At 56.7% G+C, this 24,931-nt stretch carries 15 protein-coding genes; 6 read left to right on the plus strand and 9 right to left on the minus strand.

What is annotated here, in order from left to right:
- Positions 1-46: 46 nt before the first annotated feature.
- The 3 genes from AM218_RS12675 to AM218_RS12685 are packed head-to-tail and all read right to left on the minus strand — an operon-like array spanning position 47 to position 3,396.
- Positions 47-1,198, minus strand: a complete 1,152-nt coding sequence (locus AM218_RS12675; RefSeq protein WP_231717486.1) for an efflux RND transporter periplasmic adaptor subunit — start codon at positions 1,196-1,198, stop codon at positions 47-49.
- 38 nt (positions 1,199-1,236) lie between these two features.
- The gene (locus AM218_RS12680) at positions 1,237-2,763 is read right to left on the minus strand and encodes a TolC family protein (protein WP_054414190.1); all 1,527 of its coding nucleotides are present in this window, start codon (positions 2,761-2,763) and stop codon (positions 1,237-1,239) included.
- A 21-nt stretch (positions 2,764-2,784) separates the two neighbouring features.
- Positions 2,785-3,396, minus strand: a complete 612-nt coding sequence (locus tag AM218_RS12685) for a TetR/AcrR family transcriptional regulator (RefSeq protein ID WP_054414191.1) — start codon at positions 3,394-3,396, stop codon at positions 2,785-2,787.
- A 243-nt stretch (positions 3,397-3,639) separates the two neighbouring features.
- On the opposite strand from AM218_RS12685, the gene ispF reads away from it, so the two are divergent.
- The 5 genes from ispF to AM218_RS12710 all read left to right on the plus strand — a co-directional run bounded on the left by ispF (position 3,640) and on the right by AM218_RS12710 (position 17,475).
- Positions 3,640-4,119, plus strand: coding sequence for a 2-C-methyl-D-erythritol 2,4-cyclodiphosphate synthase (ispF, locus tag AM218_RS12690; protein ID WP_054414192.1), 480 nt, complete (start codon positions 3,640-3,642; stop codon positions 4,117-4,119).
- Between the two features lie 95 nt (positions 4,120-4,214).
- The gene (locus AM218_RS12695; protein WP_054414193.1) at positions 4,215-5,912 is read left to right on the plus strand and encodes a M28 family peptidase; all 1,698 of its coding nucleotides are present in this window, start codon (positions 4,215-4,217) and stop codon (positions 5,910-5,912) included.
- Between the two features lie 189 nt (positions 5,913-6,101).
- Complete coding sequence (locus AM218_RS12700) at positions 6,102-7,490, plus strand: LutB/LldF family L-lactate oxidation iron-sulfur protein (protein WP_054414195.1); 1,389 nt, start codon at positions 6,102-6,104, stop codon at positions 7,488-7,490.
- Positions 7,491-7,948: 458 nt separating this feature from the next.
- Positions 7,949-10,846 carry a T9SS type A sorting domain-containing protein gene (locus AM218_RS12705; RefSeq protein WP_197273968.1) on the plus strand — a complete coding sequence of 966 codons (2,898 nt, stop codon included), beginning with the start codon at positions 7,949-7,951 and terminating at the stop codon, positions 10,844-10,846.
- 2,294 nt (positions 10,847-13,140) lie between these two features.
- A complete protein-coding gene (locus tag AM218_RS12710; protein ID WP_197273969.1) occupies positions 13,141-17,475 on the plus strand; it encodes a T9SS type A sorting domain-containing protein in 4,335 nt (1,444 codons plus the stop codon).
- A gap of 66 nt (positions 17,476-17,541) precedes the next feature.
- Here the strand turns inward: AM218_RS12710 and sdaAA are convergent, their stop codons facing one another.
- Both sdaAA and msrB read right to left on the minus strand, forming a co-directional pair.
- Positions 17,542-18,447 carry an L-serine ammonia-lyase, iron-sulfur-dependent, subunit alpha gene (gene sdaAA, locus AM218_RS12715; protein WP_054414200.1) on the minus strand — a complete coding sequence of 302 codons (906 nt, stop codon included), beginning with the start codon at positions 18,445-18,447 and terminating at the stop codon, positions 17,542-17,544.
- Positions 18,448-18,601: 154 nt separating this feature from the next.
- On the minus strand, positions 18,602-19,063 hold the full coding sequence (gene msrB, locus AM218_RS12720; protein ID WP_054414201.1) for a peptide-methionine (R)-S-oxide reductase MsrB: 462 nt from the start codon (positions 19,061-19,063) through the stop codon (positions 18,602-18,604).
- Between the two features lie 110 nt (positions 19,064-19,173).
- Here msrB and AM218_RS12725 point away from each other — a divergent pair, with 110 nt between their 5' ends.
- Positions 19,174-20,691 (plus strand): bifunctional ADP-dependent NAD(P)H-hydrate dehydratase/NAD(P)H-hydrate epimerase, encoded by a 1,518-nt coding sequence (locus tag AM218_RS12725; RefSeq protein ID WP_054414203.1) that lies wholly within the window; start codon positions 19,174-19,176, stop codon positions 20,689-20,691.
- A gap of 2 nt (positions 20,692-20,693) precedes the next feature.
- On the opposite strand, the gene AM218_RS12730 is transcribed toward AM218_RS12725, so the two are convergent.
- The 4 genes from AM218_RS12730 to pafA form a co-directional block, all read right to left on the minus strand.
- Positions 20,694-21,593 carry a UbiA prenyltransferase family protein gene (locus AM218_RS12730; protein ID WP_054414205.1) on the minus strand — a complete coding sequence of 300 codons (900 nt, stop codon included), beginning with the start codon at positions 21,591-21,593 and terminating at the stop codon, positions 20,694-20,696.
- Positions 21,594-21,668: 75 nt separating this feature from the next.
- The gene (locus AM218_RS12735; RefSeq protein WP_054414207.1) at positions 21,669-22,352 is read right to left on the minus strand and encodes a DUF6766 family protein; all 684 of its coding nucleotides are present in this window, start codon (positions 22,350-22,352) and stop codon (positions 21,669-21,671) included.
- A 131-nt stretch (positions 22,353-22,483) separates the two neighbouring features.
- Positions 22,484-23,056 (minus strand): inorganic diphosphatase, encoded by a 573-nt coding sequence (locus AM218_RS12740; RefSeq protein WP_054414208.1) that lies wholly within the window; start codon positions 23,054-23,056, stop codon positions 22,484-22,486.
- Positions 23,057-23,166: 110 nt separating this feature from the next.
- A complete protein-coding gene (gene pafA, locus AM218_RS12745) occupies positions 23,167-24,885 on the minus strand; it encodes an alkaline phosphatase PafA (RefSeq protein WP_054414209.1) in 1,719 nt (572 codons plus the stop codon).
- Positions 24,886-24,931: the final 46 nt, after the last annotated feature.

Below are 24,931 nucleotides of genomic sequence, written 5' to 3' on the forward strand. Positions count from 1 at the left end.
GTGGACGATACTCGCCGGCGCTACTGAGGCCGGGAGTGATATTCCTTTATAGACTAACCGTCTGTCCTTCGTTCAGATTCTGATACCCGGCTGAAATAACCTGGTCATCGGCCTTCAAACCGCTGGTTACCTCCACCTTACCGTTGTAGGTATTGCCGGTTTTGATGATGCGCTTGGCCGCCACTTTCTGGTTGCCTTTCTGCTCCACTACCAGCACGTAGCTGTTTTGTTCATCCTTCTGCACCAGATCAACGGGCAGTACGGTGGCGTTGCTCTGGGCGTAGTTCTGGATGCGCACCGTAGCTACCATGTTGGGGCGCAGCTGAGAGGCTTTGCTGCCCAGCACCCGCAGCTCTACCACAAACGTGCGGCTGGTGGGGTTAATAGTGCGGCTCACGGTGCGTACGGTGGAGGTAATTTCTTCGCCGCCGAGGTCCGGAATGGTAACTAGGGCCTGGTCGCCGGCTTTAATGCGGTTAGCATAGGCTTCGGATACATCGGCTACAATCTTGCCGCCGCTGCCACTTACCAGGCGTACTACGGGCACGCCGGGGCTGCCCATCTCGCCTACTTTGGCGGGCACATCATCTACGGTGCCGCTGAAGGGCGCTACCACGTTGTACATGGCGCGCTGGCGCTGCTGGGTGGCCAGGCTGCGCCGCAGGGCATCGTAGTTGTTTTTGGCCTGCAGGTACTGGATTTCGGTACCAATCTGCTGCTTCCAGAGGCGCTCCTGCTTCTCGTACACGGTGCGGGCCAGCTCCAGGCGGGTGCGCAGCTCGGCAATGCCGGATTCCAGCACGGCGGCATCCTGGGTGGCCAGTACCTGGCCTTTGCTTACCCGGTCGCCGCGCTGCACGCGGATGTTGGTAATGAGGGCCGGCACGCGGGGCGAGACGTTGGCATTTTCATCAAACTCTACCCGTCCCTGGACTTCCAGGTAGCTTTTAAAGCTTTCGGGCTTTACGCTGATAACCGATACGGGCGTGGCCTGAAGGGCAGGGTTGGCGGGCTTGCCGGTTTTGGCTTCCAGATCGGCAATTTTGGCCGCGTTGGTGGCCTGCTCCTGTTTCAGTTTGGCCAGCTCAGCCGCGGGGTCATTTTTGCCGCCGCAGGAAGCAGCCAGCAGGGCCAGGGCCAGTACGGCCGCCGAAGTAGTATTGGTAAAGTTCATGAGGGAAAAGCGAGTCGCTTTCATCAGAGGACGGGAGTTTATAGTGGGGTGCCGGCGGCGGCTTATTTCTGGGCCTGGTACAGCGTACCGTTGGCTTTGGCGTAGTCTACTTTGGCCACCAGCACATCGTAGAGGGCGGCGTAGTAGTTGGTCTGGGCCTGGCGCAGGTCGGTTTCGGCGGTAATCACTTCCAGGTTAGAGCCTACGCCCTCCTGGAATTTGATTTTGGAAACGCGGGCTACTTCCGTGGCCAGATCCAGGTTGGCTTTCTGGTTATTCAGCACGTCCAGCGAGTTTTGCAGGGTGGTTTCGCCCTGCTGGCGCTGCAGATCCACGCTCTGCTGCAGGGTGGTGAAGCCTTTGTTTACCTGCTCCAGGGCCAGCTTGGCCTGCTGAATAGAGTACTTCTTGCGGAAGCCATCGAACACGGGCACCTGCAGCTGCACGCCCACGTTGCCGAAGCCAAACCAGTTCTGGTTGATGTAGCCGGCCGAGTTGCGGGAATCCGGGCCGCGGAACTCCATCAGGCCGCTAAAGCGGGGGTCAGAGCCGGTTACGCCATACGCGGCCACCAGATTCAGCTTGGGCAGGTAGCCCGAGCGGCGGTTGCGCACGTCCAGCACGGCCAGGTCGCGCTGGGTTTCCAGCAGGGAATACTCAATGCGGTTGCTGTAATTGAAATTATCCGTTGTCTGCACGGAGGTTTGGGCTTCGGTAATGGCGGCGCCCAGGGAGTCGGCCAGCAGAATGGGCTGGCGCTGGTCCAGACCCATTTGGAAGCGGAGCAGGTCCACGCTCAGGTCTACCAGACGCTGGGCTTTCTGCTGCTCAATTTTCAGGTTGTTGGCCTGTACCTGCAGGCGCTGCACGTCCAGCTTTTCCACAAACCCTTCTTTATAGGTCTGGGTAGTTTGGTATAATAAGGTGTCGAGGCGGGTGACGTTGCGGGCCAGCAGCTTCAGCCGCTCGCGGGCCACCAGCGTGCTGTAGTAGGCTTTGCTTACCTGCTCCACCACATCAATTTCGCTTTGCTTGGTTTGCTTTACCGAGAGCTTCTCATACACGCTGGCCGCTTTCAGGCCCAGCAGATAAGAACCATCAAACAGCAGCTGCGAGGCCGAAATGGCGGCGTTGCCGGCATACTGCAGGCCAAAAGCCAGCGGCGTGGGGCCGGTCTGGGGGGCCTCGCCGTACTTGGGCTGCAGCACTACCGGACCGCTCTGGGCCTTCACAATATCCTCCTGGGTAAGCGTAGTGCCGGACAGCGGCGCGCCTCCAAAGCGGGAGAAATCCACCAGGGACTTCTGCAGCTTGAAGTTATCGGTAATGGCCGCGTTGCCATTGATCTGGGGCAGGCCCTGGGAACGAATCTCACCCACGCGGGCTTTGGCTACCTGCTCATTCAGGCGGGTAGACTGCAGCGTGGACTTGTTCTGCAGAGCGTAATCAATGGCCTGCTGCAGGGTCAGGGGCATGGGGGTAGCGGAGGCTACTGTCTGGCCCGTGGAAGGCGTCTGGGCCAGCAGCTGGTGCAGTCCCAGAAAACCCAGCACCGCAAGCAGCAGCAGGAAGCGAAGCATGTTTTTCATAGATAGTGAAAAGGGAAAGGGCTATTCTTCCGTCGCCTGACGGTATTCGTTGATCAGTTGGTGGCCTTTGATAGTGGAAACACCGATAAGGAAGTGCTCAATCATGGCCGAGTTCACGCGCTGCAGGCCAAACTGCTTGGGCGGGAACACCACGTTGTTAAACATCAGCTCGATTTCGGCCAGGTGCAGGCGGGCCAGCACCTCCACATCCAGATCCGGGCGGTACAGGCCTTCTTCCATGCCCCGCTGAATGTTGGCGGCTACTTTGGCCAGAATGAAAGTGTTCTTGTGCTCATCAAACAGCGTCCAGGCCTGGGGGTAGTATTTCTGGAGGTCGTGAAAAATGCCGGGGTGAATGTTGGACAGCATGTCGCGGTGCCAGTCAATCATATTGAACATGGCTTCCAGCGCATTGTTGCCTTTGGCGAAAGCCGTTTCGCAGTCCACCTCTTCCTTCTGAAGATGCTGCTGCATCACGGCCAGCACAATCTGGTCCTTGTTCTCGAACCATTTGTAGAGCGTCTTTTTCGACATGCCCAGGCGGCTGGCAATGTCGTCCATCGACACGCTGCGGATGCCATTCCGCATAAAAAGCTCCACTGCCCCTACTAAAATCCGTTCTTTAATCTCCATTGCGGGGGCAAAGGTACAATGGAAACTTTGTATGACTTCAAAGTTTCCATTAATTTTTTTCTATGTTTTCTGGTCGGGTCATGGCCTGTAGTATTTCTGACGCCGAAACCCTGCTTTTACTTTAGGGTTACGCTGATTTTCCGGCATTTTTTTCGCGCCGGATGAGCTGCTGCTAGGCCAGACCGTAAAAACGCGCCGACGGTTGTACCTTGTCGGCCCACATTTTCCTTTTTTCTGCTCCTTATGAAGATCCGCACCGGCTTCGGGTACGACGTTCATCAACTCCGCGAGGGCCTGCCCTTCTGGCTCGGCGGCATACAGATTCCGCACACCCACGGCGCGCTGGGCCACTCCGATGCCGACGTGCTCATCCACGTTATCTGTGATGCGCTGCTGGGCGCCGCCAACCTGCGCGACATCGGCTACCACTTCCCCGACACCGACCCGCAGTACAAAGGCATCGACAGCAAGCGCCTGCTGGCCGAAGTAATGCGCCTGCTCCGCGAGCATCACTACCAGATCAGCAACATTGACTCTACTATTTGCCTGGAGCAGCCCAAAGTAAACCCGCACATTGCGGACATGCAGCGCGTGCTCTCCGAGGTAATGGGCATTCCCGCCGAGGATATTTCCATTAAAGCCACCACTACCGAGAAGCTGGGCTTTGTAGGCCGGCAGGAAGGCGTGGCCGCCTACGCTTCAGTTTTGATTACCCGGTCTTAAAAATCCGTTCCGTAATTTTTCCGGGGGCATGCAAGCTTTTCTTTAAGCTGGTGTCTTTGCTCCCATCTTCTTTTTCTCCCCGCATTTACTTTTGTATGAAGCATCATTCCCTGTATGCGCTGCTGCTGGCCACCATGTGCAGCACCGCGGCGGTGGCCCAACAAGCCCCCACCAAGCACAAGATTAAGGTTAAGCACAAGCCGAAAACCGAAAAAACCACCGCTCCCGCTGCGGAAGCCGCTGCCCCGGCCGCCGCACCCGCAGCAGCCACCACCGACTGGAAGCAGACCTACGCCGAGAGCATCACGCAGGAAGATCTGCGCCGCCACCTCACCATTTTGGCTTCTGATGAGTACGAAGGCCGCGAAACCGGCGAGAAGGGCCAGAAAATGGCCGCTGAGTACATTGCCAAGCGGTTCCAGGAGCTGGGCCTCAAAGGCCCGGTGCCCAATTCCGATAACCCTTATGTGCAGCACTTCACCATGGTGCGCTCCAGCTGGGACGCCGCCAAGGCGCCCACGCTGAAAGTAGGCAGCCAGAGCTACAAGTGGCTCACGGATTTCTACGCTTCCGGCACCTCCCCTTTCCAGCAGCCTACTACCGTGCAGCCCGTGTTTGTGGGCTACGGCATTGAGCAGGACGACTACTCTGACTACGCGGGGCTGGACGTGAAAGGCAAAGACGTTATTGTGCTGATGGGCGAGCCGATGAAAGACGGCAAGCCGCTGCTGGGCAAAGATGGCCAGCCCAGCAAATGGGGCAAAGAATACCGCTCTAAGTCGGCGCTGGCTACGCAGAAAGGCGCCCGCAGCGTGTTCTTCGTGAGCTTTAACCCGAACGACAATTTCGAGAAGACGGCCGCCCGCATGACGCCGTACCTGCAGAAGCCTACCATTTCCTTTGCTGATGCCAAGGATGCCCGCGCCACCACGTTCTTCGTGTCGCCGGCTGTGGGCTACAAGCTGCTGGGCACCAATGCCGCCGGCATTGCCAAGTACGATGCGGCCCTGAGCAAGGCCGGTAAGCCGGTGAAAGCCAGCTTCAAGCCCGCTAAATTCACCGTAACGGCTCCCAAAACGCAGGAGCAGTTCACCACGGAAAACGTGATGGGCTACCTGGAAGGCACCGATAAGAAGGATGAAGTGCTGGTGGTTTCCGCCCACTACGACCATATCGGCATCATCAACGGCGAGGTAAACAACGGCGCCGACGACGACGGCTCGGGCACGGTATCGGTACTGGAGCTGGCCGAAGCCTTCACCAAGGCCAAGGCTGAGGGCCACGGCCCCCGCCGCAGCATCCTGTTCCTGACGGTAACGGGCGAGGAAAAAGGCCTGCTGGGCTCGGAATACTACGCCAGCCACCCCATTTTCCCGCTGGCCCAAACGGTAACGGACCTGAACATTGACATGGTAGGCCGCACCGACAAGGACCACGAGGGCAAAGGCGACTACGTGTACGTTATCGGCTCCGACAAGCTTTCCTCCGAGCTGCACACCATTGTGCTGGCCGCCAACGACCAGTACACGAAGATGGACCTGGACTTCCGCTTCAACGACCCACAGGACCCCAACCGCTTCTACTACCGCTCCGACCACTATAACTTCGCCAAAAACGGCGTTCCGGTGGCCTTCTTCTTCAATGGCGTGCACGATGACTACCACGGCGCCGGCGACGAAGTAAGCAAAATCGAATTCCCGAAAATGGAAAAGCGCGCCCGCCTGGTGTACTACGCCGCCTGGGAGCTGGCTAACCGTGACCAGCGCCCGGTAGTGGATTCCAACAAGCAGTAAGCTAATCCAAGGCGCTGACCCTGAATCAGGTGCTGCGCCCGGTATACAAAGGGCCTCTTTTGCGCCGTTAGAGTAGTAACTTTATCTTCCGATAAGGTTATTTACTGGAACGAAGCATAAGAGGCCCTTTTATATATAGGTTTCGGTTGTTCTGTTCTCGTTTCGAAAGCCGCCTCTACCGTTCCTGCTATGTCTGCCACACCAAAAGCCGCCCAATTTCTTGTTGATTCTGATGCCAAAGCCTTCGATCTGGAGCACCGGCGCAAGATTCGGTTTAACATTGGCAAGTACAACGCGGCCGTGGAAACCGGACTGGGCTTCTACCAGGACCACGAGTTGGCGCGGGAGCGGGCATCGTACCTCAAGTCTAAGGTCATCAATAACCTGGACCAGTACCTGCTGGAGTTTGAGCGCAACTTTACCGAGCGCGGCGGCCGCGTAATCTGGGCGCAGAATGCGGAAGAGGCCCTGCACGAAATCGGCAAAATTATGGCCCGCCGGCACGCACGCACGGTAGTAAAGGCCAAAAGCATGACCACAGAGGAAATTCACTTGAACCCCTTCCTGGAAAAGCACGGCATTGAGTCCATTGAAACCGACCTGGGCGAATACATTGTGCAGCTGAATGGCGAGCGGCCCTACCACATTGTAACGCCGGCCATGCACCTGAGCAAGCAGGACATTGCCAACATTTTCGTGAAGCACCTGGGCATTGCCCCTACCGATGATGCCCAGGAGCTAGTGCTCACGGCCCGGCGCCTGCTGCGCAACAAGTACACCTCGGCCGAGGTGGGAATTACGGGCGGCAACTTTCTGGTGGCCGATGTGGGCGGCGTGGCCGTGACGGAGAACGAGGGTAACGCCCGTCTTTCCGCCACCTTCCCGCGTACCCACATTGCCATTGTGGGCATTGAGAAGGTAATTCCCTCTTTGGAAGACCTCGACCTATTCTGGCCGCTGCTCAGCACCAGCGGCACCGGCCAGCAGGTAACGGTGTACAATACAGTATACACCGGTCCGCGCCAGCCCCTGGAAAAAGACGGCCCCGAGGAAATGTACGTGGTGCTGCTGGACAACGGCCGCACCACCCTGCTGGCCCAGCCCGACAAGCGTGAGGCGCTGAACTGCATCCGCTGCGGCGCCTGCCTGAACGTGTGCCCAGTGTACAAGAACATTGGCGGGCATACCTACGAAAACACGTATTCCGGCCCCATTGGCTCGGTTATCTCGCCCCACCTTTCCGGCATGGCCGAGAACAAGCACCTGAGCTTTGCCTCTTCCTTGTGCGGGGCCTGTACCTCGGTGTGCCCGGTGAAAATCCCCATTCACAACCTGCTACTCAAAAACCGCCAGCAAAGTGTGGAGGAAGGCCTCTCCGAAAAAGAGGAATCCCGCGCTATTAAACTCTGGATGCGCGCCATGCTGAGCCGCACGCTGTTTAACCTGCTGCCCATGCGGGCCAAGAACTGGGTGCTGATGCGCCTGCTGAGCCAGGTGGGCTGGAGCAAGCGCCGCGAGCCGCTGCTGGTGGCCGAGAAGTCATTCAACAAGCTCTGGCGGCAAGGCAAGCGACCATAGGGCGGTACTCTTTTCTTGTGCTATATCGGCAGCCGGCTATCCTGATCAGGATGGCCGGCTGTTTTTTCCTGACTATCTGTAAGCCTGTTCTTGCTACTCTGGTATGAGGCCAATAATGCAGGGCCTGACTGCTGTGCTGGCCGGGTGCTCGAAAGACCAGTTAAGCTAAGCCGCCCATTTACTGGAGGAGCCGGATTTTGGGCAAAATATTCCTAATTAGACAAAGTATTATTCTAAATCAAGTGTAATTAAAAATAAAAATAGTTATTTTTATATAAAGGCTGCTGAGTGGCCCGAAGTGCCGGGCTGGCGGTGGGTAGTGTAGTGGATAGGACCTCTAAAGCGTATAGGCCATGCAACTTTTTACATCCCGTATCGCAGACTGTGGCAGCAGTAGTACTCCGGAAGGAGTAGCCACGTTATCCTCCTCCCGCTCCGGCGCTTCTGTCAGGAAGCAAATGGTTTTTCCACTTAGCCGCCTGTTGTTTTTACTGGTCCTTGCCACCAGCCTTTTAGGCACTGGCCAGCGCGTATCTGCGCAAAACCCTGTTTTTGGTCCTTATGGATTTGAAGCAGCGAGTGGCCAGGTAAGTTATGCGTTGGTTAGCGGCACTACTATTGGCACTAAATCCAATAACTACATAACCGGCGCGGTAGCCCGCACGGGGAGCGGTTTTGCCAGTATTCAGGCCCAAACCAACTTTGCCGATGGCTACCTTTTTATCTCGCTTAGTAGCTTGCAGGCCAATGTGCCATACGTTGTATATGGTTATACCACAGTGGGGGTAGCTGGCAATAGTAATCTGAGACCGGGGGTATTAGAGGCCTATCTGGTACCCAGTACGGCTTCCCGGCCCACAACTTCCCCTTTAGCCTCCTTCACCGTGTCAGAAGCTGTGGCAGGATATAGGCCATTCACCTTATCGTTTACTCCTACCTCGGCCACCAACACCGTTATTGCCATCAGAATGCTGATTCCAAGTGGATCAGGCAATAACAACTCTTTCCTTTCTCTGGATGATATAACGGTAGCCACTTGTGGCGGCATTCCCACGCTGACGCTGACCCAGACGCAGTATTGTGCCAACAGTTCAAGCTTTGCCCTGACTGGCGGGAGTCCGGCCGGTGGCACGTATGCAGTCAATGGCACCACGGCCACCAACTTCGATCCTGCAGCCCGGGGGGTAGGTACATATAGCATCACGTATACTACGGTATGCGGCACCAGCCTTGCGCAAACCATTACCGTCAATGCCCTCCCAACGCTTACCCTCCCGCAAACGCAGTATTGCGCCAACAATTTCCCCTTCACGCTCTCCGGTGGGGCACCGGCAGGCGGCACCTATACGGTGGATGGCGTAACGGCTACCACCTTTACCCCCTCCGCCAGCAACGTGGGCACCCATACGGTGGTGTACAATACCCCGTGCGATAACAGCACCTCCCAAACCTTTACCGTCATTGCGCTGCCTACTCTCGGTAGTTTAGGGTCTATCTGCGAAGGAGATTCCAAGACGCTTTCGGAGGGGAAACCAGCGGGCGGCATTTATTCCGGAACCGGGGTTGCCATACAATCGGGGAGCACCTACGCGTTTAATGCCAATGGCACTTTGGCACCCGGCGACTACACCATCACTTACACCACCGAGTGCGGCAGTGCTTCGCAAACCATCACCATTACTCCAGACCCGAAGTTCACGCAGAGCTTTTTGGCGGTTTGCGCCGGCTCTACCCTTGATTTGAAGCCCTATGTTATCCCGGCCGGCGGTACCTTTTCCGGGCCTGGCGTGAGTTCAGTTGGTATATTTAATCCGAGTGGGCTTGATGGGACCGGCCCATTTACCATTACTTACACCACCATTTGTGGTAGTATCTCTGTTGATCTGAACGTAAGTGGTGCTTCTACCTGGCAGGGCACTGCCTCAAACGACTGGACTGATCCGGCTAACTGGTCAAGCTGCGTTCCTTCCAGCACCATTAGTGCTACTATTCCGGCTTCTGCGTCCAATTACCCAGTTATTCCAGATGGCACTACCGTGGCGGTGCGCAGCCTTACGGTGGCCGGTAACTGGCAACCCTCCTCAGGCAATATCGATATCTACGGCGACCTGATTATTTCCGGCCCCGGCATATTTAAACATAGCGGAGGCACAGTTACCCTGCGTGGCAGCAGTCAGATTGTGGGAGTGGCCACATTCAATAACCTGACGATAGCAACCATTGGCACCACCACTCTGAATGGCAACATCATTGTAAACGGCACCCTTAATATGGTGAGTGGCGTGCTGAACACCGGCACGCTAAATTCACTGGCTGATTTCCGGGTAGACCTGGGCACTACCGGCACCATTGTAGAATCTGAAACCAGCTATGTAGTGGCGCGCGTACGGGCTACCCGCACCATTACGGCCTTGGGCGTGCAAAACTTCGGGGGCATTGGTTTAGCACTCGGGTTAACGGCGGGCACCACGCCCGGCACTGTGGTAGTGGACCGGATATCGGGCCCCGGCACTGCCCAAAGCGGCGAAGGCAACAGCACCAGTATCCTGCGCTACTTTAATGTGACACCCCTTACAGCTCCAACTGCTGATTTTACGCTGGCAGGTACTATTAATTACCGCCAGGCAGAGTTGAACGGCATTCAGGAAAGCAACCTCAAGGCCTTCCGGTCCGCAGATGGCGGCATCCCGTGGACCCCACTGGAAAGCAAAGTAAATCCGGCCGCTAATCTGGTGGACTTTTCGAACCTGGTAGCGCTGGGGCGCCTCACGCTCGGCGACCTGACCAACCCGCTGCCCGTCTCTTTGGTGGCCTTTGAGGCGAAGAGCATGAATCAGGCAGTACACCTAACATGGAGTACCGCTACAGAGGCAAATAACCGTGGTTTTGGGGTGGAAGTAGCCGCCCAGGGCTCTACTGACTTCCAGGAGCTGGCTTTCGTGCCGTCGTGGGTGGGCAGCAGCACCACGCTGCAATCTTACGCCTACACTGATGCCACGCCGCGGGTTGCTGGCATTTACTTCTACCGCCTGCGCCAGGTAGATAATGATGGAGCCACTTCCTACAGCCCGGTACGTTCCGTCACGATAAGCCGTGGAGCAAACAGCGCCAAGGCCTACCCCAACCCCTTTAGTAACTCCTTCACGGTAGAGTTGCCCGCGCAATTGCGGCAACAGCCCGTCACGCTGGTGTTGCATGATGCGCTGGGCAGGGAAGTGTACCGCTCCGGTAAGGCCGACTCCACCAATAGCGGGCTGCTGATCATTACCCCCCATACACGCACGCCGGGGGTGTATATACTGAGCATCCTTACTGCAAACCAGCCGGTACAGCGCATAAGGTTAGTGCAGGAATAAACAGCAGGTTACTGCTGAGGCGGGCCTTCCTCACACGAGGGGACGGGGTGTGAAGCAGTTCATACCCCGCCCCCTCGTGTGGTTTGTGTGCGCTGCAGTTTTCTGGGGTCCATGTCAGGCTTAAGTAAAGCGGAAAAGGGCGCAGGGTAAACGCTAAGGGTAGCAAGGTCTACAGAGTTGCCAAGGCGCCGGTATTCTCCTTTAGCAGGATGGGCAGTTTTGACACGTTCTCATCAGAAAGTTCTTAACCTCCTGCTTAACTACCAGATACAGCACAAGCAGGCTGACAAATTATATAATATATTACTTTTTCAAGTGAACTATTCACAGGGAAGCTTCTCTACTGGAAGATATATGAAATTACCCTCTCATGTATATCCTTATAAATTTCATAATAATTATTCCAAGTACAATTCAAATTGAAGAATGATAATTTATTATAAAAAAATATGAACGTTATCATAGGTTAATCAAAAACAATCTTCTAATATTATTACTGAAAAGGTTACAAAGCTGCCAGTTATTCTTCTTAAAAGGAAATTTCTTACCGGTTATATACTACATACATCATGCAACACATTCTACTTACTACCACTATTCCCTCTGCACCAAGGGAAAGGGGACCTGTACGCAGCCTACTTTCCGGGCTTCTTCAGGATGGCTGCGCTACTATGTGGCGAGGCGTATTCCTGCTCAGCATTCTCCTGCTGAGCAGCAGCCTCAACAGCCTGGGCCAGGTCTTTTATCAATCGGGTTTTGAAGGAGGCGACTGTCCGGCTACAAATCCAGTAGAGAATGACCCTTTCGACCCAGTCTTTACTTATGACAAGGCAGTGGGCACCACTATTGGGCGAGTAGCAAAAGACACTCGGCAGGGTTATAACATAGTGCCTAGAACTGGCTGTTTTGCTGGACTAATTACCAATGAGGGCACTAATACTCAAACGTACGATGGGTCCATTATTACCCAACTTATCACTTTTGAGCCGGGCTATAATTACAAAATAGAGGTTTTCGCCAAGGTATCTACTACTGCCAACAGCACGCCAAAGCCTGGCTCTTTACGCATTATGGGGATACCTAGCAGCTTGGCCCCTACTAATTCTAATGCCACCAATAGCGCTTCAAGAGTAATTTATGAGCCATCTGGCACAACCAGCTCTTTCGTTCCGAACAACGTCCTGACTAACACTTATACCTCTTACTCAGGAACGTTTTCCGTAACGGCTACAACGCAGTATTACATTGCCTTTAAGTTGCAAAGCCCCAGTGTAACCACAGGAGCCCAGGCTAAGGACTTTATGATTATTGATGATATCAATATATCGTCCTGTCCAACTACTACCCTGGCGGCACAACCTACCGTTTGCTCCACATTTGCCCCATTTGCCCTGACAGGAGGCCTTCCACTAGGTGGGGTTTATTCCGGTACTGGTGTCACTACGCCGGCTCAGAATGGTACAGCTAACTACCAGTTCAATCCGGCTTTAGCCGGTATAGGTACTCATACTATTACTTATACGGCTCCCAATGCACCAAAATCACAGGGCAGTGCTAGTTGCCCGCTATCGGCTTATACTGCTACCCGTCCTCTTGTAGTTACTGCTCCTACAACGCTGGGTGCATTGGCTCCGGTTTGTAGGGATGCGGCGGCAGTTGCGTTAACCACTGGCGCTCCTGCTGGTGGAGTATATTCAGGAACCGGTGTTTCCTTAGTAAATGGCAGCTATTGGTTTACACCAGGTACAGCCGGGGTAGGCACCCATACTATTACCTATGCAGTAAATGGGTGCACTGCTTCGCAAAGCATCACTGTTAAAACCACAACACTGGTCTCATTCGCCAGTGTGTGTGTTAATGCAAGCCCATTTGTACTAGGTGGCGGAAGCCCGGAGGGTGGCGTGTACTCTGGTCCCGGGGTTTCTCTGGTTGATGGGAAATACCAATTTGATCCAGCGGCAGCTGGGGTCGGCATTAAATCTATTTTATATACCGCCGATGGCTGTTCCGCATCTAAGAACATCACGGTTATTGCAACGCCGACACTAGCCGCCTTTGATGCTATTTGTGAGGGTACCAGCTTAACGCTCTCCGGTGGATTACCTGTGGGAGGTAGTTATGCCAGCCCTACGGCAGGAGCCATCACACAGTCCTCAACCGGAGCCTACCTATTCAATGCCGCTAAAACTCTGGCACCTGGTGAATATGAAGTCACTTACACGACGAATTGTGGGACAAGTGCTTCGCAGATTATTAAAATAACCGCCCTTCCCACTCTCACAGCATTTTCTGAAGTGTGCTTAGATGCCCCGGCTTTTGCCTTAAGTGGTGGGGCACCCACCGGAGGCGTGTACTCGGGTAAGGGCGTCTTGTTGGTTGATGGCAGCTACCAGTTTACTCCCGCTATGGCCGGGGTGGGCACCCATACTATTACCTACACAGTTAATGGCTGCTCAACGACCAGCACTATCCTAGTAAAAGCCCTTCCCACTCTCACAGCATTTTCTGAAGTGTGCTTAGATGCCCCGGCTTTTGCCTTAAGTGGTGGGGCACCCACCGGAGGCGTGTACTCGGGTAAGGGCGTCTTGTTGGTTGATGGCAGCTACCAGTTTACTCCCGCTATGGCCGGGGTAGGCACCCATACTATTACCTACATGGTCAACGGCTGCTCAGCGACCCAAGGTCTGACAGTAAAGAAAACGGCTCTCCCCGCCTATGGTGCGCGCTGTGTTAATACCGCTGCTTTCAACTTAACGACTGGTACCCCAGCCGGCGGCGTGTACTCCGGCCTTGGCGTCACCACACCTGAGCAGAATGGTACCAGCTATTACAAGTTTGATCCGGCCACGGCCGGGGTGGGTACTCACACCATTACCTACACAGCTAATGGCTGCTCCACTTCGGGAGATATAGTTATAAAGCCGGCTCCGACATTAGCTCCCTTCAGTGCCGTGTGCATCGATGCACCGGCCTTCAACCTGACCGGTGGCCTGCCCGAAGGCGGCGTGTACTCGGGTACAGGGGTGACCACGCCTGAACAGAACGGCACCAGCTACTATCAGTTCGACCCCAGCACAGCAACGGCAGCAGGCACCCGAACCATTACCTATTCAGTCAACGGCTGCTCAGCGACCCAAGGTCTGACAGTAAAGAAAACGGCTCTCCCCGCCTATGGTGCGCGCTGTGTTAATACCGCTGCTTTCAACTTAACGACTGGTACCCCAGCCGGCGGCGTGTACTCCGGCCTTGGCGTCACCACACCTGAGCAGAATGGTACCAGCTATTACAAGTTTGATCCGGCCACGGCCGGGGTGGGTACTCACACCATTACCTACACAGCTAATGGCTGCTCCACTTCGGGAGATATAGTTATAAAGCCGGCTCCGACATTAGCTCCCTTCAGTGCCGTGTGCATCGATGCACCGGCCTTCAACCTGACCGGTGGCCTGCCCGAAGGCGGCGTGTACTCGGGTACAGGGGTGACCACGCCTGAACAGAACGGCACCAGCTACTATCAGTTCGACCCCAGCACAGCAACGGCAGCAGGCACCCGAACCATTACCTATTCAGTCAACGGCTGCTCGGCGACCCAAAGCCTGGTTGTAAAAGCATTACCGACGCTTTCAGCCTTCAATGCTGTATGCGCGAATGCGGCGGCTATTAACTTAACGACTGGCACGCCAGCCGGCGGGGTGTATTCAGGTACGGGGGTGACCACGCCCGCGCAGAACGGCACCAGTTACTATCAGTTTAACCCGGCCACGACCGGGGTGGGCACTTACACCATTACCTACTCAGCCAATGGCTGCTCCACTTCGCGAGATATTGTTGTGAAAGAGCCGCCTACATTCGCGCTCCTTACCGATGTTTGCGTGAATGCAGCAGCATTTACTTTAACCGGCGGTCTGCCGGAAGGGGGTGTCTACTCGGCTGCCAAAGGCGTGTCGCTGGTAAATGGAGTCTACCTGTTTAACCCGGCCACGGCCGGGGTGGGTACCCACACCATTACCTATTCAGTCAACGGCTGCTCGGCGACCCAAAGCCTGGTTGTAAAAGCATTACCGACGCTTTCAGCCTTCAATGCTGTATGCGCGAATGCGGCGGCTATTAACTTAACGACTGGCACGCCAGCCGGCGGGGTGTATTCAGGTACGGGGGTGACCACGCCCGCGCAGAACGGCACCAGTTACTATCAGTTTAACCCGGCCACGACCGGGGTGGGCACTTACACCATTACCTACACGGCCAACGGCTGCTCCACTTCCAACTCCATTACCGTCAAGGATATTTCGCTGGCGGCTTTCCCGGATGTGTGCGCTAATGAAAATGCATTTACCTTGACCGGTGGCCTACCAGCCGGCGGTATCTACTCCGGACCGGGCGTATCGGCTATTGGCAGCAGCGGCAAATACCTCTTTACCCCCTCTGCTAACTTAGTAGGCAAGACCAACCTTATTACCTATACCATAAATGGCTGCTCCATTTCCCAGCCTATTACGGTAAAGCCGGCGCCTACTTTAGCTGCCTTTGCTCCCATCTGTCAAGGCACTTCGCTGACGTTGTCCGGTGGCGGACCAGCAGGCGGGGTATATAGCAGCCCCACGGCCGGGGCCGTAACGCAGCCCACGGCCGGCACCTATGTGTTTAATGCCGCCAAAACGCTGGCCGCCGGCACTTATCAGATTACTTATCAGGCAACGAATGGGTGCGCTGTCTCGCAGACGATTACCATTATTGCTACGCCTACCCTGGCGGCGCTGGGCACCATGTGCCAGAGTGATGCCGCCATTGCCCTGACCGGTGGCGCACCGGCCGGTGGTGCGTATTCCGGGCCCGGCGTGACCTCTTCTACCCTGAATGGGGTAACCACTTACCAGTTTAGCCCCTCGGCGGCCGGTTCAGGCGTCCATACCATTTCCTATACCACCAGCTGCGGCCTGGCTACCCGCCCCCTAACGGTTATTGCTACGCCTACGCTGGCTCCATTTGCGAAGCCCGTTTGCATCAATGGCACGCTCGCTCTCACGGGGGCTAGCCCAGGTGGCGGCACCTGGTCAGGACCGGGGGTTACGGGCTCCACCTTCAGCGCGGCGGCCGCCTTGCAGACTGGCGACGGGCCGTTTATCATTACTTACACCACCGGCTGCGGCAGCGTCTCTCAGCCACTGGTGGTTACCAATACCACTACCTGGACGGGCGCTGTTTCCAACAACTGGTTTGATGCCCGTAACTGGACTGCCTGTGTGCCCGATCCTGTCATTAATGGTATTGTGCCGGTACCTAGTGACACCCGCCCCTATCCGGTTATTAGCGGGGGCACCGGGGAAGTTCTAACCCTCACAGTGAGCGGCAAGTGGACGCTGCCCGGCGGTAACCTGGACCTGTACGGGAATTTTGATACCAGCGGCAACGGCACCTTTGAGCAGAAAGCGGGCACCTTTACCTTAAAAGGCCTTAACCAGGCTATTGCCGGCGCCACGTTCTATAATCTCACCTCTGCTACGAACGGTATTAAAACCCTTACTGGCAATGTGGGCGTGACTAACCTGCTGAACATGCAGATGGGTGTGATGGAGACATCCTCCAGCTACATGGCTGACCTAGGTACCACTGGCAGCATTAGTGAAACCGATGCCAGTTACGTTCTCGGCCGGGTAAGGTCTATCCGTACCGTTCCGGCTTCGGGCACGCAGGCATTTGGCAATATTGGCTTGTCGCTGGCGGTTAATTCTGGTCTGTCGCCGGGGAATACTACTGTGCTGCGGGTAACCGGGCCAAATACGGCACAAAGTGGCCTGCCGGGCAGTACCAGTATCCTGCGCTACTTTGATGTTTCGGCTACGGGTGGGAATTTAACCTCTCCCCCGATGGATATGACCGCCACGTTTGCTTACCGGGAAGCGGAGCTGAACGGTATTGCGGAAGCCAACCTGATGCTGTTCCGCTCCGTCAACAATGGTCTGAGCTGGGGCCAGGTCTATGGCACAGTATCGGAAGCCGGCAACAACTTTGCCGGGGCCCGCCTGACGAGCCTGGGGCGCCTGACGCTGGGCAACAGAGAATTACCGCTGCCGGTTTCGCTTATGTCCTTCTCGGCCAAGCGCCAGCAGCAGACTACGCTGCTCAACTGGAGCACGGCCAGCGAGAAAAACAACGACGGATTCTCGGTAGAAACTTCCCACAACGGCGTGAGTTTCCAGGCCATTGGCTTTGTAAAGTCTCTGTCCGGCAACTCGCAAACGGTACAGAACTACTCCTTTATTGACCGGGCCAACCGGCCGGCCGGCGTGCAGTACTACCGCCTGCAACAGGTAGATCTGGATGGCAAAGCAGGCTACAGCCCCGTGCAAACGGTGGTGGTGCAGGCAGGCGGCATGCAGATGTCGGCTTATCCTAACCCATTCCATAGCACGCTGACCGTAGATGTAAGCCTGGTAGCCGCTTCTCCCATTACCATCGTTATGCACGATGCGCTGGGCCGGGAAGTGTACCGCTCGTCTACCAGGACGCTACCGGCGGGCACACACAGCGTGCTGGTTACCCCGGACACCAAAGCCCTGGGTATGTATATGCTCAATATCAGCACCACTAACGGGCCCACCCAGCACATCAGGGTAGTGCAGCAATAACCAGCTGCTAAGCATACAAAAAAAGCCTCCTGATTTATTCAGGAGGCTTTTTTTATGGTCTTGATTTTATTCAGTATCCTCGTCGGGCAGAATATTGACATCCTGCACCAGCACCATCTTCTCAATTTCGCGGCCCCGGGTGGTATTGGCCAGTCCGCCGAGGGCGGTTTCCTTGTAGCGGGTTTCCATGCTCTGGCCCACCTCGCCCAGGGCGGCCACGCACTGATCCACCGGAATAACGGGGTCTACGCCGGCAATGGCAATTTGGGCGGAGGAGAAGGCAATGGCCGCGGCGGAGGCATTGCGCACCACGCAGGGCACTTCTACCAGGCCCGCTACCGGGTCACAGACCAGGCCCAGCATACACTGAATGGTAATGGCCACAGCGGCAAAGGTGTACTCCACGCTGCCTCCCAGGCAGTAGACAATGGCCCCGCTGCCCATAGCCGCTGCCGAGCCGGTTTCGGCCTGGCAGCCGCCTACGGCCCCGGCCAGGGAGGCGTTCTGCTCAATAATAAGGGCAATGCCGGCGGCTACCAGCAAGCCTTCCAGAATCTGCCGGTCATCAAGCTTATGCAAATCCTGCAGCGTGACCAGCACGCCGGGCAGAATACCGGAAGCCCCGGCTGTGGGGGCCGCCACTACGCGGCCCATGCAGGAATTCACTTCCTTGGCGCCCAATGCCCGAATGATGAGGTTTTTAAACTCCGGGGAAAGCACCGTAATGGGCGAAGCGGCTATTTTCTTCGCGCCGTTGTTGATCATGCCCGAGCGGGAGGTCATGTCGCCGGTCAGGCCGGTGTGCACGGCGTCGCGCATCACGTCATAGGCGCGCTGCAGCCCTGCCCAGATTTCTTCTTCGGTACGGCCTTTCTGCTCTATTTCGTAGGTGAGAACGGGCTGGTATAGCGGCTCGCTGGTGGCGGCGCAGTGCGCCTGCCAGGAGGCAAAATCAGTGAATAATAAGGACATGGGTGGGAGTTTAAAATGGGACAGGCCTTTAGCGAAACATCGGGCCCAGGGTAGTGGTGCGAAAATCGACATAATTTCCGGCAAGCCCACCCACAAAAAAGCCCCTATAAGCCTGTACGGCATAAAGGGGCTTTGTATGTACGCGCACGGCTATCTATTGCACCGGCGCGCCTTCGTTCACCAGCTTAATAGCCGCCGAGTTAATGCACAGGCGCAGGCCGCCGGGCGGGGGACCATCCGGGAAAACGTGGCCCTGATGAGCGTCACAGGTATTGCAGAGCACCTCTACGCGCGTCATGCCGTAGCTGGTGTCTTTCTTGTATTTGAGGGCATTTTCCTTGACCGGCTGCGTAAAGCTGGGCCAGCCGGTGCCCGACTCAAACTTGGTGCGGGAGTCGTAGAGCGGGGTGCCGCAGCACACGCAGGCGTAGAGGCCGGCTTCGTGGGCCTCGCAGTACTCGCCGGCAAAGGCGCGCTCGGTGCCGTGCTGGCGGGTAATGTAATACTGCTCCGGCGTAAGTTGGGCTTTCCACTCTTCGTCGGTTTTTTCTACGCGTTTATCGGGGGCCGGGCTGCCTTGGTTGGCCAGCCGGATGACGTCATTCCAGGTTTGCATATCAGAAGGATTGAAATTCAGAGGACAAATAATACTTACCGGACAAACGCCCAAAACGTACCTGAAGTTTTCAGACTTGTCCGTTTGCCTGCCGTACGTAGATTTCAGCTATGAAACTTCTCTCCGCCTCCCAAACCCGCCAGGCCGATCAGGCCACGATTCAGGCCGAAGGCATTCGTTCCGAAGATCTGATGGAGCGGGCGGCTACGGCGTTGGCTAGGTGGCTGATGCAGCGCCTGCCCCTGCAAACGCCAGCCCGGGAAATTCACGTTTTCTGCGGCCCCGGCAATAACGGCGGCGACGGGCTGGCAGCCGGCCGCCTGCTGCACGAGGCCGGCTACCCCATAAGCGTGTGGCTCCTGCCCGCCAGCCAGCATTCCGCTGATTTTACCCTGAACCGCCAGCGCCTGCCCGCTGACATTCCTTGCCAGGAAATCAACCCTGAACAACTGCCCACACTTCCTGCTACCGCAGTGGCCGTTGATGCCCTGTTTGGCACGGGCTTAACCCGGCCGCTGGAAGGAACAGCCGCCACCGTCGTTCAGCACCTCAACCAGGCCGGGGTTACGGTGGTGTCCGTTGATGTGCCTTCCGGGCTACTACTGGATGCGCCCCAGCCAATGGGTAGCACGGTAGTACACGCCACCCATACCATTAGCTTTGAGTTGCCGAAACTGGCTTTTCTACTGCCCCAAAATGCCCTGTATGTGGGGGAATGGCACATTCTTCCCATTGGGCTGGCCGCTGAAGTTATCCACAATTTACCTGTGGATAACTACTTTGTGGATGAAATAATGTTGATGAACCGTTTACCACACCGGCAAACGTTCGGGCATAAAGGCACCTATGGCCATGCCTTGCTGCTGGTGGGCAGCTATAGCAAAATGGGCGCCGGGGTGCTGGCTTCCCGGGCTTGCCTGCATAGTGGCGTAGGGCTGCTGACAGTCAGCCTGCCGGCGGCGGGGTACTCTATTCTGCAAACCGCCGTGCCCGAGGCTATGGCGCTAACCGACTCGCAACCCAATCACCTTTGTGACCTGCCGGAGCTTAAGTCCTATTCTGCAATTGGTATGGGCCCGGGGGTGGGGCAGCATGATGATACCCGCGCCTTGCTGGAGGACCTGCTCTGCACCAGTCAGGTGCCGCTGGTGCTGGATGCCGACGCACTGAATCTAATGGCCACCAACCGCCCCCTGCTGGATCTGCTTCCCCCCGACTCTATCCTGACGCCCCACCCCAAAGAGTTTGAGCGGCTGACAGAACCAGCCCGGCACGATTACCATCGGCTGGATCTGCTCCGCTCCTTTTGCCAGCAATACCGCTGCTTTACCGTGCTGAAAGGCGCCTATACCTGCACCGGCACGCCTACCGGCGAGCTGTACTTCAACAGCACCGGCAACCCCGGCATGGCCACCGGGGGCAGCGGCGACGTGCTGACCGGGGTTCTCACGGCGTTGCGCGCTCAGGGGCTGGCTCCGCTGGATGCCTGCTTGGTAGGTGTGTATGCCCATGGCCGCGCCGGCGACCTGGCCGCGCTCCAGACCGGGGAAATGGGCCTCACGGCCAGCGACCTGGTGGTGCAGCTGGGCCCGGCGCTGCGGGAGCTGACGCCCCCAAAAGCCTTATAGCCTTAGCGGGCGGCCCAGTACACGGCCAGGAACTGGAGCAGCATCACCCCATCGGCCAGCAAAGCAAAATAATAGTCGGAGCGCGACTCATTGGCCTGCCAGATGATGGCGGCGGTTAACAGGAGCGGCAGCGTGAGCACCCATATGTGCAGCGTGGTGGCCCCCGGCGGAATCAGCACCGTAGCCAGCGCCAGGGCACCCAGCGCCAGCAGCTTGGCCGCACGCACGCCAAAAAGCCCGGGAAAGGTATGGGTACCGCTCAGCCGGTCCTTGGTATAGTCCCGGATATCGAAGACGAAGGTAAGCGCCAGGATAAAGAAGAAGCGGCGGGCAAACAGCACCAGCACCACCGGCGAAAACAGCGGCTGGTGGAGCTGCAGCGCCGGCATCCAGACCGTTACCGCCGACCATACATAGGCAATCAGAAACCCTTTTAGCAAGGGCACGTCGCGCAGGCTGCGCCGCTGGCCCTGGCGGCGCAGCACCGGCAAAGAGTACAGCACCGATATAATGGCTAGGTGCCCCAGAAACGGCGTCAGGTGCAGCCAGCCATCAAACAGGAAAACCCAGCCCGCTACCAGCAGGCTTATTACGGCCACTCCCAGCAGCGCGCGGCGGTGGCGCAGCATCCAGCGCTTGCGCGCCGAGAGCAGCGCCGGCTGCGTGTATTTGTAGGGTAATATGCTGTCGAGGTTGTACAGGAACAGCGTGGCAGTGAAAATAAGCAGGGCCAGCCGCGGCGGCATGGGTTGCTGCCAGAACAGAAAAGTGGCAGCCGTGAGGCTGGTGGCCGCAGCAGCCACCAGCAGACTGCTATACAGAATGGCATCCAACAGCCCCCGCAGCCAGCCTACCAGTTGCGCCGCAATGCCAGCCGGGGCGGTAGGGAAAGAAGGGCGCATAGCTGATAAAGCAGAGGGTGGATGGCACTGCAGGAGTGCTTCGTAAAGATACGTTGCCCGGCTGCTTTCCGGCGGTTACTCGCCGGTTTCGTCGTTGGGGGCATCTACCGGCTTGGATTCCGGGGAGCCCTGCTGCCGCAGGAAAATAGACAGCCCCACAATAGAAACAATGGACAGGAACTCGCTCTGCCAGTTCTGGAAGGACTCAAACCAGAACCGGGAAGTAGCCATGTAGCCCCACATCGTAACTATGGGCTCCTGCTTATGCATCTGCTCAATATTGTATACCTCGGCTCCGCCTCTGGCGTGCAGCCACACGCTGGCAAAAAACAGCAGTGTAAAAGCAACGCTCAGGGAGTTTTTATACAGCAACAGCCACAGGCCGCCCTTGCGTACGGGCCACGGAGCACCCTTGCGGCTGGGGTTGGGCTTTCGGTCTACCTCTTCTTCTTCGTAAAGCTTCTTGGACTCCGAAGAACCTTTCTGCCGTAGACCAATGGTCAGGAGTACATACAGGGCCATCTGCAGAAACTCACTTTCCCAGTTCTCAAACGTGGCTTCTATAAAATGGCCTGAGGTGAGATATTGCGCAAAGGAAAGGAAGACGATGCCCATGTCTTTGAGCTCGTCGTTGTACTCATACCAACCCGTGATGCTCTGGCCCACCATAGTCAGTAGCACGAGAAACCCACCTACCAGGAGCAGGCCATTTTCATAAAGAAACCGCCGGAACGGTGATGAGGGAGGATTTTTGCGCATAACCGCCCCTTACGTAACCGCACTAAAAAAGTAGGGCCCAACGTATGCCGCCATAAAAAACACCTTGCCGCTCCGGGTAAGGAAGCAACAAGGTGTTTTTATAAACCACTGCTAGGCAGCAGAAACCAGATTTACGACTGCAGGCTGGCCGACTGCCGGGCATGCTGCTCGGGGAAGGTTTCGTTGTAGAGCTGGATGCTCTTCTCCACAATCTGGTATGCTTCTTCGCGACCCATGAAACGCTCTACGCTTACGAGCTTATGCTCCAGGGCTTTGTAGTCCTCGAAGAAGCGCTGCATTTCCAGCAGGGTGTGCGGGGGCAGGTCGGCAATATCGTTGTAGTGGTTTACCGATACATCGTTGGCGGCCACGGCAATGATTTTATCGTCTTCCTCGTCGCCGTCAATCATCTGCATCACTCCAATTACTTTGGCATCTACCAGGCACATGGGCACAATATCTACCGAGCAAAGCACCAGAATGTCCAGGGGGTCTTTATCGTCGCAGTAGGTGCGGGGAATAAAGCCATAAGCCGCCGGATAGTGCACGGCGGAGAACAGAACCCGGTCCAGTTTGAGCAAGCCGCTGTCTTTATCCAGTTCGTATTTGCCTTTCGAGCCTTTCGGAATTTCAATAATGCCGTTCACAACTCGTGGGGCGTCATCACCGAGGGCTACGTCGTGCCAAGGATTAAAATGAGTCATTTTTGTGTGCCGTTAGCCGCCCCCGCCAAGGGGGCAGCTGTATGAAAAGAAACTGTTTATTACTACTTGACAGCAAGCTACCTGACAAACACCGCTGGCCTGCTCCTGTTTTATCGGCCCAGCACTTCCTGCAGCGGTTCCCCGGTGCAGCCATTGGGCTCCTGAATGTGCAGCCACCGCGCCACTGTGGGGGCAATGTCGATAATACGTGCTGCTGAGTTGGACTCGCCGTGCTTTACGTGCCAGCCCCAAAAAAGTAGCGGTACGTGCGTATCATATGTACCCGATGAGCCGTGCGTAGCGCCTTTGTTGATGGGGTAAGTATACGATTCCAGCCAGCCCGGGGCCAGCACCACCGATACATCGCCGCTGCGTTTGGGGAAAAAGCCGTTTTCCAGGTACATAGGTATTCCTGTTTCCCAGTGCGACTGCTGAAAGTCCGGCGCGGTATAGGTGCGCACCACGCCCGTCATGCCCAGCATCACTTCGGCTGCTTCGCGCTGCACCTTCGCCAGATCCAGCTGCTTCTGGGCCAGCAGGAGGCGGTTCAGGTACACCTGCTGATTTTCGAAGCTCAGCACCCACTTGCCAGCGCCGTGCCGGCGCACCAGCTCACGCTGCAAAGAGTCACGCATCAGCGCCGAGCCCACGTTGCCGGCCGGAATGCCTTTATCCAGCAGGAAATCGGGGGCGTGGGCGCCGCCATGGTCGGCGGAGAGGAACACCAAAACTTGGCCTTTACCTACATTATCGTCCAGGTAGCGCAGCAGGCGCTCCAGGTCCTGGTCGAGGCGCAGGTAGGTATCCTCTACTTCGATAGAGTTCGGACCAAACTGATGACCCATGTAATCAGTGCTGGAAAAGCTCAGGGCCAGAAAATCGGTGACGTCGCGCTGGCCCAGCTGCTCATTGCGCAGGGCTTCCAGGGCGAAGTCCAGCGTCAGGGAGTTGCCAAAGGGCGTGGCGCGAATCAGGTCTAGGTTCTGGGGCGTGGCCACCGGCGCTTTCTCGCCTTCCGCCTGGAGGGCGTCTTTCACCGCGGGCGGCGCTCCGGCGCTTAGCTGGGGCAAATCGTGCGGAAACACCGGCCTGGCTTCGCCCTTGTACGCCGATTCCCACGGCACGTCATCGGCAGAGCTTTCCGTGTACTGCGCAATGGGCAGCAGCGTTTCCCAGGGCTTGCTCAGGTACTGGGCCGCTTTCTGCTGGCTATTGAAGCTGGCCACCCAGCCCGGCAGCGTGTTCTGGTAATAGGAGCTGCTGATGAAAGCGCCATTTGCGCCATCGTACCAGTAAGCCGCATTGGCCGCGTGGCCGGCGGGCAGAATGGAGCCGCGGTCCTTAATGCACACGCCAATGACTTTGCTCTGGAAGTTGGTTGCCAGGCGCAGCTCATCGGTAATGGTGCTGGTAAGCATGTAGTGCGGCGACTGCTGCCCGGCGGCCGCTGAGCCACCCACCGACTTCACCGATTTATCTTCCGTGACATACGTGCCGCGGCCTTCTTCCCGCACGTACCAGTTGTTGCCCACAATGCCGTGCACCGAGGGCGTAGTGCCGGTATAAATGCTGGCGTGGCCGGGCCCCGTGTAGGTAGGCACGTAGTTATAGTGCGTGTTTTCGTAGCTGAAGCCCTGGCTGAGCAGGCGCTTAAAGCCGCCGTTGCCATACTTGTTCCAGTACCGGTACAGGTAATCGTACCGCATCTGGTCTACCACAATGCCTACTACCAGTTTCGGCCGCTCCAGGGTTAGCGCATTACTTTTCTTCTGGGCAACTGCGGGCAGCCACACTAGGGCAGCTACCAGCCACAACAGGCTCTTTTTCAAATGGAAAGACTATTAAGCACCGCATCGGCTTTCAGGAAACTTCCTA

The organism is Hymenobacter sp. DG25A (genome assembly GCF_001280305.1).
Lineage (GTDB): Bacteria > Bacteroidota > Bacteroidia > Cytophagales > Hymenobacteraceae > Hymenobacter.

What these genes read in the sequence shown, in the direction of transcription:
- ispF (WP_054414192.1), top strand. Translation starts at nt 3,640, where the DNA reads ATGAAGATCCGCACCGGCTTCGGGTACGACGTTCATCAACTCCGCGAG.
- sdaAA (WP_054414200.1), bottom strand. Translation starts at nt 18,447, where the DNA reads ATGTCCTTATTATTCACTGATTTTGCCTCCTGGCAGGCGCACTGCGCC.
- AM218_RS12725 (WP_054414203.1), top strand. Translation starts at nt 19,174, where the DNA reads ATGAAACTTCTCTCCGCCTCCCAAACCCGCCAGGCCGATCAGGCCACG.
- AM218_RS12730 (WP_054414205.1), bottom strand. Translation starts at nt 21,593, where the DNA reads ATGCGCCCTTCTTTCCCTACCGCCCCGGCTGGCATTGCGGCGCAACTG.
- AM218_RS12740 (WP_054414208.1), bottom strand. Translation starts at nt 23,056, where the DNA reads ATGACTCATTTTAATCCTTGGCACGACGTAGCCCTCGGTGATGACGCC.
- msrB (WP_054414201.1), bottom strand. Translation starts at nt 19,063, where the DNA reads ATGCAAACCTGGAATGACGTCATCCGGCTGGCCAACCAAGGCAGCCCG.
- AM218_RS12680 (WP_054414190.1), bottom strand. Translation starts at nt 2,763, where the DNA reads ATGAAAAACATGCTTCGCTTCCTGCTGCTGCTTGCGGTGCTGGGTTTT.
- AM218_RS12700 (WP_054414195.1), top strand. Translation starts at nt 6,102, where the DNA reads ATGTCTGCCACACCAAAAGCCGCCCAATTTCTTGTTGATTCTGATGCC.
- AM218_RS12695 (WP_054414193.1), top strand. Translation starts at nt 4,215, where the DNA reads ATGAAGCATCATTCCCTGTATGCGCTGCTGCTGGCCACCATGTGCAGC.
- AM218_RS12735 (WP_054414207.1), bottom strand. Translation starts at nt 22,352, where the DNA reads ATGCGCAAAAATCCTCCCTCATCACCGTTCCGGCGGTTTCTTTATGAA.
- AM218_RS12685 (WP_054414191.1), bottom strand. Translation starts at nt 3,396, where the DNA reads ATGGAGATTAAAGAACGGATTTTAGTAGGGGCAGTGGAGCTTTTTATG.
- AM218_RS12705 (WP_197273968.1), top strand. Translation starts at nt 7,949, where the DNA reads ATGGTTTTTCCACTTAGCCGCCTGTTGTTTTTACTGGTCCTTGCCACC.
- AM218_RS12675 (WP_231717486.1), bottom strand. Translation starts at nt 1,198, where the DNA reads ATGAAAGCGACTCGCTTTTCCCTCATGAACTTTACCAATACTACTTCG.